General features: G+C 46.5%; 18 protein-coding genes. 8 read left to right on the top strand and 10 right to left on the bottom strand.

Annotation, left to right across the window (positions count from 1 at the left end; all coding sequences use genetic code 11):
* Positions 1-40: 40 nt before the first annotated feature.
* The 4 genes from VDIS_RS11755 to VDIS_RS11770 all read right to left on the bottom strand — a co-directional run bounded on the left by VDIS_RS11755 (position 41) and on the right by VDIS_RS11770 (position 4,003).
* The gene (locus VDIS_RS11755) at positions 41-985 is read right to left on the bottom strand and encodes a branched-chain amino acid transaminase (protein ID WP_148678508.1); all 945 of its coding nucleotides are present in this window, start codon (positions 983-985) and stop codon (positions 41-43) included.
* 42 nt (positions 986-1,027) lie between these two features.
* Positions 1,028-1,438: a metal-dependent transcriptional regulator gene (locus VDIS_RS11760; protein ID WP_013337484.1), complete on the bottom strand. Its 411-nt coding sequence runs from the start codon at positions 1,436-1,438 to the stop codon at positions 1,028-1,030.
* Positions 1,439-1,485: 47 nt separating this feature from the next.
* Entirely contained in the window at positions 1,486-2,736 is a 1,251-nt protein-coding gene (locus VDIS_RS11765; protein ID WP_148678351.1) for an NRAMP family divalent metal transporter, read from the bottom strand.
* 67 nt (positions 2,737-2,803) lie between these two features.
* Positions 2,804-4,003 carry an MFS transporter gene (locus VDIS_RS11770; RefSeq protein WP_013337486.1) on the bottom strand — a complete coding sequence of 400 codons (1,200 nt, stop codon included), beginning with the start codon at positions 4,001-4,003 and terminating at the stop codon, positions 2,804-2,806.
* A gap of 151 nt (positions 4,004-4,154) precedes the next feature.
* On the opposite strand from VDIS_RS11770, the gene VDIS_RS11775 reads away from it, so the two are divergent.
* Positions 4,155-6,107, top strand: coding sequence for a S53 family peptidase (locus tag VDIS_RS11775; protein ID WP_013337487.1), 1,953 nt, complete (start codon positions 4,155-4,157; stop codon positions 6,105-6,107).
* Between the two features lie 65 nt (positions 6,108-6,172).
* On the opposite strand, the gene VDIS_RS11780 is transcribed toward VDIS_RS11775, so the two are convergent.
* Positions 6,173-6,763: a MarC family protein gene (locus tag VDIS_RS11780; RefSeq protein WP_013337488.1), complete on the bottom strand. Its 591-nt coding sequence runs from the start codon at positions 6,761-6,763 to the stop codon at positions 6,173-6,175.
* Between the two features lie 128 nt (positions 6,764-6,891).
* On the opposite strand from VDIS_RS11780, the gene VDIS_RS11785 reads away from it, so the two are divergent.
* Positions 6,892-7,209: an AbrB/MazE/SpoVT family DNA-binding domain-containing protein gene (locus VDIS_RS11785; RefSeq protein WP_013337489.1), complete on the top strand. Its 318-nt coding sequence runs from the start codon at positions 6,892-6,894 to the stop codon at positions 7,207-7,209.
* Here the strand turns inward: VDIS_RS11785 and VDIS_RS12745 are convergent.
* Both VDIS_RS12745 and VDIS_RS12910 read right to left on the bottom strand, forming a co-directional pair.
* Positions 7,093-7,863, bottom strand: coding sequence for a hypothetical protein (locus tag VDIS_RS12745; protein ID WP_013337490.1), 771 nt, complete (start codon positions 7,861-7,863; stop codon positions 7,093-7,095). The two genes, VDIS_RS11785 and VDIS_RS12745, sit on opposite strands and share 117 nt — an antisense overlap.
* Before the next feature lie 45 nt (positions 7,864-7,908).
* Positions 7,909-8,073: a hypothetical protein gene (locus VDIS_RS12910; RefSeq protein ID WP_013337491.1), complete on the bottom strand. Its 165-nt coding sequence runs from the start codon at positions 8,071-8,073 to the stop codon at positions 7,909-7,911.
* A 295-nt stretch (positions 8,074-8,368) separates the two neighbouring features.
* On the opposite strand from VDIS_RS12910, the gene VDIS_RS11795 reads away from it, so the two are divergent.
* Positions 8,369-8,524: a 50S ribosomal protein L40e gene (locus VDIS_RS11795; protein WP_013337492.1), complete on the top strand. Its 156-nt coding sequence runs from the start codon at positions 8,369-8,371 to the stop codon at positions 8,522-8,524.
* Positions 8,525-8,636: 112 nt separating this feature from the next.
* Complete coding sequence (locus VDIS_RS11800) at positions 8,637-8,948, top strand: hypothetical protein (RefSeq protein WP_013337493.1); 312 nt, start codon at positions 8,637-8,639, stop codon at positions 8,946-8,948.
* Positions 8,949-8,974: 26 nt separating this feature from the next.
* On the opposite strand, the gene VDIS_RS11805 is transcribed toward VDIS_RS11800, so the two are convergent.
* A complete protein-coding gene (locus VDIS_RS11805) occupies positions 8,975-10,354 on the bottom strand; it encodes a bifunctional hydroxymethylpyrimidine kinase/phosphomethylpyrimidine kinase (protein WP_013337494.1) in 1,380 nt (459 codons plus the stop codon).
* 117 nt (positions 10,355-10,471) lie between these two features.
* On the opposite strand from VDIS_RS11805, the gene VDIS_RS11810 reads away from it, so the two are divergent.
* Together VDIS_RS11810 and VDIS_RS11815 are read left to right on the top strand one after the other, a co-directional pair.
* A complete protein-coding gene (locus VDIS_RS11810) occupies positions 10,472-10,840 on the top strand; it encodes a hypothetical protein (RefSeq protein WP_013337495.1) in 369 nt (122 codons plus the stop codon).
* 42 nt (positions 10,841-10,882) lie between these two features.
* Entirely contained in the window at positions 10,883-11,179 is a 297-nt protein-coding gene (locus tag VDIS_RS11815) for a hypothetical protein (protein WP_013337496.1), read from the top strand.
* On the opposite strand, the gene VDIS_RS11820 is transcribed toward VDIS_RS11815, so the two are convergent.
* A complete protein-coding gene (locus VDIS_RS11820) occupies positions 11,176-11,511 on the bottom strand; it encodes a signal recognition particle subunit SRP19/SEC65 family protein (RefSeq protein ID WP_013337497.1) in 336 nt (111 codons plus the stop codon). The genes VDIS_RS11815 and VDIS_RS11820 overlap by 4 nt on opposite strands.
* Before the next feature lie 39 nt (positions 11,512-11,550).
* Positions 11,551-11,952 carry a 30S ribosomal protein S8e gene (locus tag VDIS_RS11825; protein ID WP_013337498.1) on the bottom strand — a complete coding sequence of 134 codons (402 nt, stop codon included), beginning with the start codon at positions 11,950-11,952 and terminating at the stop codon, positions 11,551-11,553.
* Between the two features lie 164 nt (positions 11,953-12,116).
* Here VDIS_RS11825 and VDIS_RS11830 point away from each other — a divergent pair, with 164 nt between their 5' ends.
* Positions 12,117-13,493, top strand: a complete 1,377-nt coding sequence (locus VDIS_RS11830; RefSeq protein ID WP_013337499.1) for a (Fe-S)-binding protein — start codon at positions 12,117-12,119, stop codon at positions 13,491-13,493.
* 32 nt (positions 13,494-13,525) lie between these two features.
* A complete protein-coding gene (locus VDIS_RS11835; RefSeq protein ID WP_013337500.1) occupies positions 13,526-13,789 on the top strand; it encodes a hypothetical protein in 264 nt (87 codons plus the stop codon).
* Positions 13,790-13,791 lie beyond the last annotated feature (2 nt).

A 13,791-nucleotide genomic window follows, 5' to 3' on the forward strand; every position in this document is an offset into this window, starting at 1 on the left:
TAAAAACCATTCCGTCATTCGCATTTATTTTACATGGCATTTAATATACGGGTGTGAGCCAGCTCATGTACTTACTCACCTTACCGTGAACCAAATCCATGTAATAGCTCCTTATCTTAAGGGTTATTGGTCCCGGCTGTCCATTGCCTATAACCCTACCGTCAATGTTCACTACCGGAGTTACCTCAGCGGCCGTTCCTGTGAAGAACACCTCATCTGCCGTATACAACTCCTCCCTGGTAATCCTCTTCTCAATAACGGTCAGCCCTAGGTCCTTGGCTATCGTGATTACGGTATCCCTCGTGATACCCTCAAGTATTGAATCGTAGGTTGGTGGTGTATAGAGCACGCCATCCTTAACGATAAATACATTCTCCCCACTACCCTCAGCGACATAGCCGTCACGGTTAAGTAGGATAGCCTCATCAAACCCTGAGATCTTGGCGTCCAGCAATGCAATTACGGAATTAACGTAGATACCACCGACCTTAGCCTTCATTGGGAACATGGAGTTGTGAACCCTCAACCAACTAACCACCTTAGCCCTAACGCCCTTAGGCTCCAGGTAGTGGCCGAAGGGTATGGCTATTATTGCCGTAGTTGTTTCCAAGTCCCTAATATCCAGGTTTACCGTGGACGCGGATACGAAGGCGATGGGCCTTATGTAGACATTCTCACGTACCTCATTAGCCTTTAATAATTCCACGGTTGCGTCTACTAACTCATCAATGCCGTAACCAACCTTAATGCCCATGATTTTGGCTGAATTATGGAACCTTATGTAATGGTCCCTAGCCCTGAATATGTATAGGTTATTGCTTTCAGGGCTCCAATAGGCCCTTATTCCCTCGAAAACCGACGTGCCGTAGTGCAGGGCATGCGTGAGTATGGGTATTACTGCCTCTCTTTCAGGTATTAACTTTCCGTTTACCCATACATACTTCATTAACTCGCCTACAATAAACTCCTTATTAAGCATTATCATATATATAGTGTATTTTGCGGCACCTGCCCAAGCCATGAAAAGTTAAAGTTGCGGGATGTCCTTGCCATGTGGGCATTTACTGGGCTTACCCAGATATTCGTAGAGCTTCTCCACGACCTCCTCAGGCAGTGCGTAATCAAACATCTTAGCTAACTCACATGCCTTATCTGGGTCGATCCCCGCCCTAACCAATAACGTCTCCACGACCCTATGCGCCCTAATTAATGAGTTCATTTCTTTAATGCCCTCGTCAGTTATGTATATTCCACCGTTCCTCCTCTCCACAAAGCCCTTCTTTATTAAGTGATTAATCTCTTCATAGGCGCTCGCGGTTGAGACGCCAAGCGCCTTTGCAATGCCGAATATCGTTGCACCGGAGCCCTTATCATTCATTCCCTTAATCACTAATAGGTATAGGAATTCCCTACTGGATATTCTCACATGCAGTCCCATACTACACTTAGTAAAAATCTAATTAAATCTTATTCCCAAATAATTACTTAGATCGTAGTCATTATTGCGTAGATGCCGGCAATAATCAATGCCGTGGTAACCACATAAAGCGCAATGGCCCTAGCCCTACTAATTGTGTAATCACCAACGACATCTCTCCTCGAAACCAGGCTTATTAATAGGTAAGTGGGTATGGCGAGAGCTACGGCATTAAAGACCATGATACCCAGGATCAAATTAACGAGGTCCCTCATGAAGAGTATTATCAAGGCTGCGGGCACAACCTCAACAACATAAAATGCGTAGAAGCCCCTAGCCTCACACATCCTCCTACTAAGCCCTGAGGGCCAACCAAAGTATTCACTGAGTCCATAGGCGAAGCCCAGGCTTATCACGAATATTGCCAGCAGTGCGGCTGCGACCATGCCTACAGCAGCCACTATGAACCAGTATGGGCTAATGATCCTGCTTATTGAGAGTAACGCTGATTGGAATCCATCAACAACCCCACCCTTAACCCTAAGCCAATAACCAACCAGTAGGCTACCAATCATTAATGTCTCGCTTATTATCGCGCCCATTACGGTCTCAAACCTCTCATGGGTATAGTGCTCCCTCCTCAATCCTTTATCAACAATCGCCGACTGCTGATAATAAAGCATCCAGGGCATTATTACGGCGCCAATGTTGGCCGCGAGTAACGTTAAATATAGGGAATTAGAGTATGAGCTTGGTAGGAAAATCGACAGTAATGCACCATACATCTCCTGAGCCCTAATGGGTACTACAGCAAAGGCCACTAGGTACACTAGTATAAACGCGGAAATTGCAAGCAGTACGTTCTCAACCCTCTTATACGAACCACCCATCAGTATTATAACCGTGTGAAACACAAGGACTAAGATCACAGAAATAACCACGGGCACCCCAAAGAGGAGCCCAATGGCTGATATGGCCGCGTACTCACCGACATAGGCGGCCCCATCTATTATGAGCATGGCAATTAATGATGCAGCCGCAGCCTTATTACCATAAACCTCCCTAAGTAGAGTCCCCATACCCTTCCCACTACCTAGCGCAGCCCTGATGGTTAGCTCCTGGATGAAGTACAAAGGTATTGTTAGGAGTATCAGCCAGGGAATCATCGCAAGCCCCGTATAATAACCGCTCTGCATCGCCGTAAGTATACTCGGCGCATCCACATCCGCGAGCATGGTCAACCAGCCAGGACCAAGCAATACCCTAAATGAATCGCTAATTCCCTTAATACTCTTCGATACTCTCTCCTGAAAATTCACGCCAGAGTCACACAAGTACCTACTAATTAACATTTTTCCTGTGACAAGTGAAAAAGCAATGCACGTATTAAGTACCGTGGATAACCCTAACCCTACCCTCAACACCCCTGAGCAGGGCGTAGAACAGCACTACGGCAGTTGCGTAAAGAATAGAGGTTATGTATAGGGGCATGTCGAGGTAACCAATATCCATTAAGTAGCCACCAATACCTGGGCCAATAGCCCTCGGTATCGAGGATATCATGTTCCACAGACCAAATACCCTGCCTCGTTCCTCCCTGGGCACTAATTCATTAATGAGCGATGTTAATAATGGGTTCGCCATGTTCATGAGCGTATTCCTAATTATGAATAGGGCTAGTAACAGTGGTAGGTCGTATATTGATGGCATTATAGCAAGCACGCCTGTGGCTAACCCCTCAAGCATTACCACGGATATCACCCTACTGCGTAATAGCCTCGATATCGTCGGAGCCATTAATGTACCTAGAGCGAGTGTCGCATTGGATATGGCGTAGACTATGCCCAGGCTGGCAATGTTTATGTGGAACTTCAGGTAAAACCAAAGGCTAAACAACGGTATTATTACGCCAGCCCCAAGGCCAATCAACGCTTCAGGTAGTAACCTCTTTATTAACCATGACGAACGTAGCCTACCCAAGTCCTTAAGGCTAATCCTCTCAATCTTTACATTCGCAATGGTTGGGTCCAAGTGCCTAATTGCATTAAGTACCAGGGGTATTGTCAGGTAAACGGCAATGGCCTCGGCAATGAAGATCAGCTCATAGCCAAGACGCCCGAGGTAACTGGGTAGGACTGCCATTGCGGAGCCAACAACGCTGAAGACCACGTTGAAGGATGATGATAGACTAAAAACTTCATCTGAGACGTTCCTCTGCTTAGCGAATTCACCAACTATGGCTGTTAATACCACGTATCGATTAAACAACGCGGTAAGTAGGTAGGCAATTGAAACTATCATGGGCATGCCGGTAGTCATCAGTAGTATTAATGAGCCGCTGATTGTAGACAGTACTGTGAAGAGCTTGATCCTGTCCATGAAATCCGTTAAATAACCAACAACTAATGAACCAAGGGCATTTATTAGTGAGAAAAGCCCAAGGATAACGCCTATGAGTGTGGTTGAAATACCAATACTCAACATGTAGATTGAGAGAATTACCGAATTAGCACCCCAAATAATACCGCTTAGGGAATTGGCCGTTACCAGGAGGAAACCAACACGGCCGATGCGTCTAAACGACATTAGGCATTGATTAAAGACTTAGGTTAATAAGGCATATTCCTCATTTGGAATAGAAAATTTAAATAAAAAGGATAACCATTAGAACATTTAGTCAAAGGAAATATTGATCCTGAGGGAAATGTTTAAAAATAATAAGAACAATTAAATAACTATGACGAACATAACGAGGATAATACCAATAATAATGGCGATGATGCTGGCCATGGCAATGGTGGTAGTAGCTCATGCTCAGACGTTCCCACCGCCGGGTCCATCAACGACGCCGCAGTACTTCACGTGTACTGAGGTGGTTCCTGGGGTGTCTGGTTCTAACTTAAGCCATGTAATTGTTTGGTTGAGGTTGAGTAATGTGACTACGTCGAATGGTTTACTATATCTTCTAGACCAGATGTACTATAATGTCTCAAGCCCCTACTTCCATCGCTTCATTACGCCTCAGGAGTTTGCTAGTTGGTATTCACCGCCGAGTAGTGTTGTTAGTTATGTGGTTAACCTGGCCGAGAGTTATGGTTTAACGGTTAATTACACGTTCCCAATGCTCATAGAGGCCACGGGCACGGCATCGGAGGTGGACAACTTCCTAACGGCCTTACAATCAGCGCCGAGTGGCATACAGCAGTGGATACTATCGGGCGAGTGCATCCCAATTGGCTACTTCCACGTGAGTAGTATCGCCCCCTTATACAGGCCGCAGTATGCTGCAGTGCGCCTCAATGTGACGAACATAAACGCATTACTAAGGGCTGGTGCGGTCAATGTAAATGGGAAGCCAATGCAAGTGATTCAGAATCAAGTGGAGATATGGTTGCCTCAGGGCCTGGAGTTCATATATGACGAATTGCCGCTCTTTAGTAATGGCTACACGGGCCGGGGATTAACCATAGCCGTTGTCGATGCCTTCGGAGACTTCAATCTAACCCTAGCCAATCAGTATGTTTACCAGAGCGTTGCATGCCAGGACTTGGCGACGTTTAACAACATGTTCGGCCTACCACCGGTTTCGTGCCAAGTCATTTACCCAACCGGTACACCGGCGCTCACACCATATGACCTAAGCACTGCGGAGGGTTGGGCTGTGGAGACGGCACTGGACATTGAGTATGCACACACAATGGCGCCTGGTGCCAATATACTCCTCGTCATATCACCAACGGCTGGTGACGATTTGTTCACTGACGTTGAGTACGTGGTCAACAACTCACTGGCCAACTTCATAAGCCTGAGCTGGGGTGCCTACGAGGACATGTTCTACTACCCACCGCCAAGCTACAACCTACTCTATGGATACGACGAGGTATTCATGCAGGCAGCCGCTGAGGGAATCGGCGTATTCGCAGCATCAGGCGATAGCGGCGCCTTTGACACGTATTGGCTATCCCTCAACATGACCATGGAGCCGAGCGTTTCATACCCAGCCAGCGACCCATGGGTAACCAGCGTCGGCGGAACGACACTCTACGGAAACATCACTAATACGGTGGCCACCCGCATTGAGTATGCGTGGAATTGGAACAGCACCTACCTATGGGGTAGTGGCGGTGGTTACTCCTTCGCATTCCCAGAGACTCCTGGTCAAGCACTGATACATATTATTTATGAGAGGACGCACGTATATGAGCCTGACCTGGGCATTTACTTCCGCACAATTGGCCATAGGGGTGTCCCGGACATCGCGGCCGACGCTAACCCATTCACGGGCGTCCTAATAGTCCTTAATGGTTCAATATTCCCATACCTAATTGGAGGCACAAGCCTAGCAACGCCGCTTTCGGCTGGCATGACTGCTACAATACAGAGCTACCTATACGGAACGGGCGTCGACTACGCAATAGGTGACCTGGCACCCAGCCTATACCTACTGTATTACCGCTACCCAAGTCAATTCTATGCGTGGAGCCCTGCCTACCCAACAAGCGCCTTCTCTACCGGTATTCCTGGAGCCATGTTTGTAACCCTAGGCGGCCAAAACGGACTCTACTGGGTAATACCGGGTCAGTGGAACCCCGTGGACGGCCTCGGCCAAATAAACGTCTATGGACTAGCCCACCTACTTCCATACATAACATCGAGGAGTCTCTTCATATCTCAAATGCAGATTGGTTAGGGTGCTCTATAGATATTGTGCTAAAAATAAAAATTTATCATTATTCCTTTTTACTAAATATAAACTTAAATCAGTAATGCTTCCCTAACCCCCTCTATTATTAGCGATACTGCCCACGCCATTATTATCAGGCTTAGGAACCTACCAATGAACCTAAGCATGTTGCCTCCGATGAGCCTAATTATTGAGAAGCTGAACCTGATCACTAGGTACGTTATTAATGATGCTATGAGTATGCTAATTATGACCTCGGGAATCCCATAATACGTGGTGAACAGCATTACCGATGTTATGGCCCCAGGCCCCACAAGCATCGGCGTAACTATTGGCGTGAATATGAACTCCTCAGGGCTTAATCCCATGGTCCTTGGAGCGCCCTCCCTGAGCGTGTCAATACCTATTATGAGGAGTACTATGCCACCCGCAATCCTGAAGTCGGCAATGCTTATGTTAAAGGCCCTCAATATGTATGGACCAGCCACTGCAAATATTATTAGTAGTGATGGTACGGCAACGGCAATTATCCTAAGGGCCCTCCTGAAGACCTCGGGCTTTTCAATCCCAGGCATACTGACCATTATTGGTAATGCGCCGACTGGGTCCACTATTGCAATTAGTTGTGTGGTCATTATCAATACGTCAATTGCAATACTCATTATCCAATGATGAGGCTTAAGCCCTTTAAAAGAGTTCACTATGAACGTTGCTATGAAATGCTTACATCCTAATTTTTCTAGCCTTAATTAGAAACTTTAATAAATGAATTTAGTAATAATTCATTGATATGGCATCTGGAATATCTAGGGTAAGGAGGGTTAGGAGAAGTATGGTAATCACCAAATTGCCATATGTAACGAAGATATACATAAACTACCAAGTCCTCATACCGGCCAGTTTAGTTAAGGCTCTCAATATTGAAAATGTTGCTTACGCAAACATAACCATTAAGTATAGGGGCCTCGAAATCGAGATACCGCAGGTAAGATTATTGAGGACTAGGAACACGGCTAGTAGGCAATTCACAATACCCAAGGAAGTCAGGGAAAAGTACGGTATAAGCCCCCTCGACGAGGTAGAGGTACTTGACATAAAACCGGCATAAAGGTGTTTGAAACAACCCCATAAAAGCCCACTTATCTACATCTGCATCCTTGATTTTGCCCTTGAGCGACTTGTGGTTACTGGATCTTAAATACCATGTTACTGTCATGTTATTAACATTGACGTTAACGGTGTTTATATGCACGCGAATCTCGCCAGGATACAACAACGACCAAAATATTACTTGCCAGGTTTGGTTGGTGCCCATAACTGGTCTGCCTTTCTCTACGCTTTCATCGGTTTCAGCGAAACTGATGCGAAGGCTCCTAAGCGTCTTAACAAACTTTGTATACTCCTCCTTATTCATCATCTTCATGAAATCAGGCACCTCAACATCCACTCCCTCAAGACCCTTAAGCACTAAGTGAACCGGTATACTAGTGCTCGTCCTATCCGTCTCAAGCGTTATGTGCTCACTATGCACACTTATTCCTGATGCGCCCTCGCCCCTAATGATTACCTCTGCCCTGCCGTTCATTAGGTTATCAATTAGTCTCCTTGTCTCGTTGCCAACATCACGCCAGTAGTTCAAGAACCGTTCATTATAGTTTATGAACTTGTCAACGAGCCCCGTGATGGCGTTGACGATATCCTCGCTGTATTTGCCCCTCAACTGGACCTCCAGCCTGTCCCTGGCCTCTAGCCACTCGTCCATTGTCTCCTCTACCCACCATGTTTCCCAAACCCTCCAGTGTTGTATTCAATTGATGGCTTCAACCAGAAAATCAACGGCCTTGTTCACGGCATCCTCACCTGCCTCACCACTGCAGACATATTCCCTGCCGCGCTTCACACCCATGCAGAAACGGTTCCTCCTCAACAACTCAGCGTTAAACCCCGTGAATTGACCAGGAGCACCAGACATACCAATACCTAATCCCCAACCAGATTAATAAGGCACTACGCAACATCTAAATTCCCAAACTGCCCAACCCTCGATCCACAATAGCCCTGCGCCCTGGCCTTAAGTAGTTAATTACGAAGACCACGCTAGCCGTATTCAATGGTTAGCTTTACATAAGCTAAGAAGGCCCTTGGGTTTTCAAGCAGTAAGTAATGCTCGCCAAGTTAACCATGAGGTAATCATAAAATAGTACCAGTTGAATGATCGCTGTTAATAGGTAAAAATATAAAAAGGGCCTTAATACCCATAGGTACGTATGCCCATTAGCGACCCCGAAAAGCTTAGAATAGCTGTTGAGCATAGGTTCAATTACTGGATATGCAGGGAGTGCGGGGCCAGAAACCCACCGGGTGCTGAGAAGTGCAGGAGGTGTAAGAGTAAAAATCTAAGACCGAAGAGGTTCAAGAGGTAAGGTGCTTAGTATCTCCGCTTTAATTCCTAGTGTATTACCTGTCACGTATATTTATCGTGGGTATTCCTCGGTCTTAGATAAAAATATAAAGAGGCTGTTTGAGCTTTATGTAATGGAGGACGAGGATAAATACGAGGAGGAACCTGAAAACGAAGAAGGTAACGAGGAGTCCACGGGCGGTGAAGACTACTCATCACTCATCGATAAGGCGCCTGAATGGAGCGTTGGCGTGATACTATATAACGGTAATGCATACCCACTGGCTAAGTCCAAGTTCAGGAGGAGCGAGTACTATTTCTCACCGAGTTGGAGACCTGTGGCTAAGAATGTGAGTGGTGAGGTTGTTGTTCTTAGGGATGGAAAGGTAAGTAGGTATAAGATAAGTAGGCGTGGAGATAAGTATCTACAGGTCGTTTTAATTTAATGAGCGCTTCACCATAGTATTACTTATTAAAACCGAGACTTCTCGTCAATACGTCTCAACACCGCCAACAACTTACTAACAACCTCCACCGGGCTTTTACCAAGCACTACAATCTCAGGCTCCTTACCCCAATCACCGAGGTGGTAAATAATGTCTGGTACCCTACCAACACTCTTTATTGCTTGCTCTGTACCCCAGGGTATTGACGCACCCTCCCTAGCCTTAACCTCAGGCGGCTCCTGCCTCCTATCATAACTACTAATTACATAGCCAAGCTCCTTCGCGGCCTCTATGATCCTATCATCATACTTAATATTCATCGCAGACCTGACCTCCGAGTCGTACTTCATTGCCGTAAGTATGTAACTGGCGACATGAGAGCTAACGCCAAAGGTTGGTGGGCCACTTGGCTTGGCTTTGCCCATGTACCTAACTATCCTGCCTGGTATGGCAGCGACATCGTTTAAATCCCTGGCGTAGAAGGCAGGTAATGCATAGCCTAAATTCGATTGAACCTCGGGTATGTACTTCCCAATTAAGTCGGCGTTTTCCTCAATCATGCTTAATGCCTTATTCATCTCGTCAATCACATCAGCCCTGTAAGCCCTAAGTTCGAGCCATGCCATTGGGTTGACGGGTCCGTGACCATGACCAAGCGGTAGTGAGTACTTAATGGCTGTCGTAATCAACTCCTTAGCCAGCTTAATGGCATCCCAGGGGCTCAAGCCCCTTGCCAGGCCTGCCGCTATGGCTGCTGAGAAGGAGCATCCAGTTCCGTGGGTGTTCTTGGTATCAATCCTTGGGGCCCTCAACTCCCTGTATTCGCCCGTATCCCTGAAGTAAACAATGTCAATACTTTCATTACCAGTTAAGTGACCGCCCTTAACAATGACAATCTCTGGATGAAGCTCCTCCGCTATGACCTTCGCAGCTCTCCTGGCATCGTCCAGGGTCTCAACACGGAAACCAGCTAGGTGTGATGCCTCGGGTGCGTTTGGGGTCACAACCTTGGCAATGGGTATTATAACGCGCTTCAGGGTTTCCATGGCCTCAGGCCTTATGAGTGGGTCACCACTCTTGGCATACATGACCGGGTCGACAACCAGCGGAAATCCCCACCTCTTAACAGCACGGGCCACTGCCTCCATTATCGGTGAACTGCTCAGCATTCCCGTCTTGGCGGCATCAACGCCTATGTCCTCGGCTACGGCATTTATCTGCGTCTCAACTATTGATGGGTCTATTTCCTGGACAGCCCTAACACCGAGCGTGTTCTGTGCGGTTACTGCGGTTAGGGCGACCATGCCGTAAACCCCAAGCGCGTGGAAAGTCTTTAAATCGGCCGTGATGCCCGCACCACCGCCTGAGTCAAGCCCTGCTATTGTTAATGCCCTGGGTATCCTCATGCAAAATAATGCGCTTATTATGATTATATAAAGCTTTTATTAATGACGGTGCCCACGGGAGAGTAGGCTGAAAGTAATTAATTAATCGAAGTGATAATTAATGTATTGGTGAAGGAAATGAAAAGAGCCCTGGAAATATTCCTCGTAATACTAATCACGGTGGTAACACCACTTGTGGTGCACGCGTCACAGGGCATTGGCAATATTAATGATGCTGCGAGCAACGTAACCAACACAATTAATGACTTCATGAACTCGATAACCAATAGCACGGAAAACGTTATTAACACGGCATTAGCCAACTTAATATCCTTCACGAACTTCCTTAAGAACGTGATATACAATGCATCAACAGTGCTTGCACTGCTCTTCGGGATTATTGGTGGCTTTCTATGGTTGTCAGGCATTAGTCCCTACCGTGGGCGTAGACTCGTGATATCCGCAATACTCCTCGCCTTATTAGCGATAATAATAGCCCACATATGAGTGAGCAAATGATTTAAGGGGGCCTAATGACGCGGTGATTCAATGCTCATTAACGTTCTTAGGAGCATGGGTTTCAGGAGAAGTGATGATGGTGATTACTGGTTTAAGGACTACGGAAATAACGTAATGCTCAAGGTGGCGTCCCAAGGCCTAAATGAAGTGGAGATTGAATTAGACATGCCAATGCCAACGGGCATAAACCTACAATCACTGAGTAATCCTGAGGAGGTGATAAAATCGATAATAAACTCGCCAATTACTAAGGACATACTACAATCACTACTTCATGCATTAAGCGACCTAATGAGCCTGAGGATGATAATAAGCATGATTAATTAAGAGCTCCTGGCTTGAGCCGTTGATTGCCTAATCCTAACTAATTCCCTAGCTATAAGCATGAGTAGTCTCCTCTTATTTATTGAGCCAAACCTTCTAATAGCCGATTCCTTCTTCACAGCAACATAGCCATAAGGCCCCTCAAACCAATTACCCGGGTGTTTCTTATCACCGTAAACCTCAAACTCAAGGCCAAGGTTACTAATCGCCTTAACTAACTCGTCAATTGTCGGTGACTTAATAGCCACATTGCTGGGGACCTTCCTACCAAAGCCCCTACTCTTACTTGAGTCGAAATAAACGGTCCAAATAATCCAATAATCCCTCCTATCCACGGTTATTAATGGAATCACTAATTAATAATGCTTAACCCATTACTTCTCCAGGAGTACCGCATTGACTACGCCGTCCTGCCCAGGCCTCGACGTGACCACGGCCCTACCCCTCTCGGTCTCGATAATGGCACCTTTAACGATGATATCCCTCTTAGCCAACTCCCTGTTCGCTGGCGTCTCAAGAACCCTGAGAATCTTCACCTTAACGGCCTTACCCTCCTTAGGTATGTACAGGTTAGCGTATTGAACACTGACAGCCTTAACCTTAACATTACCGCCAAAAACCCTAATCACCCTTCTAACATCATTACTCGATAACGTGGTGTTGGTTGGCGGTCCACCACCAAGCGCCTTCCTCTTAACCTTATACGGCCTAGCCCTATAGCCGCCACTCGGCTTCTTCGTATCCCTGCCCTGGTAAAAACTCAGTAACTTAACCACGAAGACCCAACGCGGGCATTGCCTTTAAAAGATTTTGCCTCGTGAAAGTAATTAGTGATGATGCGTCCCGTTGCGGAATAATGACGAGCCTAACTCCTCGCTGAGGTGCAGATTTTGCACATAAAATAATGTATTAAGGCATTGATAAAGCAGTGAAATAGGCAATGCGTAATGTCGCAATTAATGAGTATAGGCATGAGAAGGCCTCCCTAGACCTAATTGAAAGACTCCACAGTAGGGTCGGTATTAAGCAAGGTGGGCATGGCATTAATGGGCTTAGGGAATTATTGAAGGGGAGGTTACGTGAAAACAGGAACTTAGTTCTCTCGCTAAGTCTCTGTATGGGCTGCGGTGCATGCCTAATGGTATGCCCCGCATATCTAACGACGCGCAACATCAAGAATTCACCACTTGGTAGGATAGCTCTGGCAAGGTCATTAATGCGTGGTCCCGTTAATGAGGACTTAATAAACGAGGCATATACGTACTTTTGGCAATGCTTAACATGCAGGAGATGCGCCTGGACCTGCCCCTTCGGTGTCGACGTCGCCGACATCTCAAGGACCATTAGATCGCTACTCTACGAAATAGGTTTGGCGCCTAACTACGTAGCGGGAGTAATAAATAACCTGGAATCCACAGGGAACTTCCTCGGCCTGCCCGAGGACGTAATTAAGGAAATAATACTAAACGTGGCCAATCAAATCAAGCTTGAGAAGGGCGTTGACATTAGGGTTAAGATTAATGAACCCGCCTACGCCCTGTTGCTCCCATCGGCCTGCGCCGACTATACGGTGGCTATAAACACGCTTAAGGGCTACATACTACTGCTCAATGAGTTGGGTATAGACTTCACCCTAAGCACTAGGGCGCCTGACATAACGAATTATGGCTTATTCATGGATGAGAGGCACATGAGGCTCATAGCGGAGAGAATCATTGAGGAGGCGCGTAGGTTAGGCGTGAAGTTAGTGATAGCTGGTGAGTGTGGTCATGGCTGGAGGGTGTTCAAGAACTACGTGGTGCCAAGGCTTAGGGAGTACGGCATTGAGGGGACGCACATAATCTACATAGCCGCAGACGCCATAAGGAGGGGCTTAATCAAGCTTGATCCATCACTCAATGGCAACCTGACCTACATATACATGGACCCGTGCCACTACGCCAGGGGTGGGGACCTCACCAGGGAACCAAGACTCGTAATGAGGCATGTCGTGGCTCGTTACGTAGAGTTGAATGATAAGCCCGAGTTAGCGATATGCTGTGGGGGGACGAGTGGTATGTTGGCCAGGGAAATGGAGGGATTATCCATTAAATACGCAGAGCTTTGGTACTCAAAGGTAATTGATAAGGGCGCCAATTGTGTGGTGGTGCCATGCGCAGCCTGTAAATTGCAAATGGATAGGGTATTACCAAGACTGAATAAGTTATATAATCGTGAATTAACATTCACGGGACTAATGGACCTGGTGTACAAAGCTATGATACCAGTAAAGATAGGCACAGGCAAGGGTAAAATAGCTAATTCCAACGATGAGTAATGCCTTTAATTAAGTCCTTCAACTCCACCTCAATGATTGATTACACATTTTACAAACATGTCATGGAGTTTCTAGTCAAGTACCTGGGCCTTGAGAATGAATTATTATACATGAGCGTCCTTCGCTATAATGAGACGGTAAATGGCGTGAAGGCCTTAGTAGCCATTTATCGAGTAAACAGAGGAGAACTAATTACTTACTGCGTAGTAAAATTCGATAATTTGGCAGGCAAAGCCGAGCCAACATGCAGTGAGGATAGGAAATACGTGGAAAGGATTTACGAGGAAATGACTTAGCG

This window comes from Vulcanisaeta distributa DSM 14429 (assembly GCF_000148385.1).
Taxonomy (GTDB): Archaea; Thermoproteota; Thermoprotei; order Thermoproteales; family Thermocladiaceae; genus Vulcanisaeta; species Vulcanisaeta distributa.

Coding starts and splice junctions, on each gene's coding strand:
- VDIS_RS11755 (WP_148678508.1), bottom strand. CDS start 985: ATGATAATGCTTAATAAGGAGTTTATTGTAGGCGAGTTAATGAAGTAT.
- VDIS_RS11760 (WP_013337484.1), bottom strand. CDS start 1,438: ATGGGACTGCATGTGAGAATATCCAGTAGGGAATTCCTATACCTATTA.
- VDIS_RS11770 (WP_013337486.1), bottom strand. CDS start 4,003: ATGTCGTTTAGACGCATCGGCCGTGTTGGTTTCCTCCTGGTAACGGCC.
- VDIS_RS11775 (WP_013337487.1), top strand. CDS start 4,155: ATGACGAACATAACGAGGATAATACCAATAATAATGGCGATGATGCTG.
- VDIS_RS11780 (WP_013337488.1), bottom strand. CDS start 6,763: ATGAGTATTGCAATTGACGTATTGATAATGACCACACAACTAATTGCA.
- VDIS_RS11785 (WP_013337489.1), top strand. CDS start 6,892: ATGGCATCTGGAATATCTAGGGTAAGGAGGGTTAGGAGAAGTATGGTA.
- VDIS_RS12745 (WP_013337490.1), bottom strand. CDS start 7,863: ATGGACGAGTGGCTAGAGGCCAGGGACAGGCTGGAGGTCCAGTTGAGG.
- VDIS_RS12910 (WP_013337491.1), bottom strand. CDS start 8,073: ATGTCTGGTGCTCCTGGTCAATTCACGGGGTTTAACGCTGAGTTGTTG.
- VDIS_RS11795 (WP_013337492.1), top strand. CDS start 8,369: ATGCCCATTAGCGACCCCGAAAAGCTTAGAATAGCTGTTGAGCATAGG.
- VDIS_RS11800 (WP_013337493.1), top strand. CDS start 8,637: ATGGAGGACGAGGATAAATACGAGGAGGAACCTGAAAACGAAGAAGGT.
- VDIS_RS11805 (WP_013337494.1), bottom strand. CDS start 10,354: ATGAGGATACCCAGGGCATTAACAATAGCAGGGCTTGACTCAGGCGGT.
- VDIS_RS11810 (WP_013337495.1), top strand. CDS start 10,472: ATGAAAAGAGCCCTGGAAATATTCCTCGTAATACTAATCACGGTGGTA.
- VDIS_RS11815 (WP_013337496.1), top strand. CDS start 10,883: ATGCTCATTAACGTTCTTAGGAGCATGGGTTTCAGGAGAAGTGATGAT.
- VDIS_RS11830 (WP_013337499.1), top strand. CDS start 12,117: ATGCGTAATGTCGCAATTAATGAGTATAGGCATGAGAAGGCCTCCCTA.
- VDIS_RS11835 (WP_013337500.1), top strand. CDS start 13,526: ATGATTGATTACACATTTTACAAACATGTCATGGAGTTTCTAGTCAAG.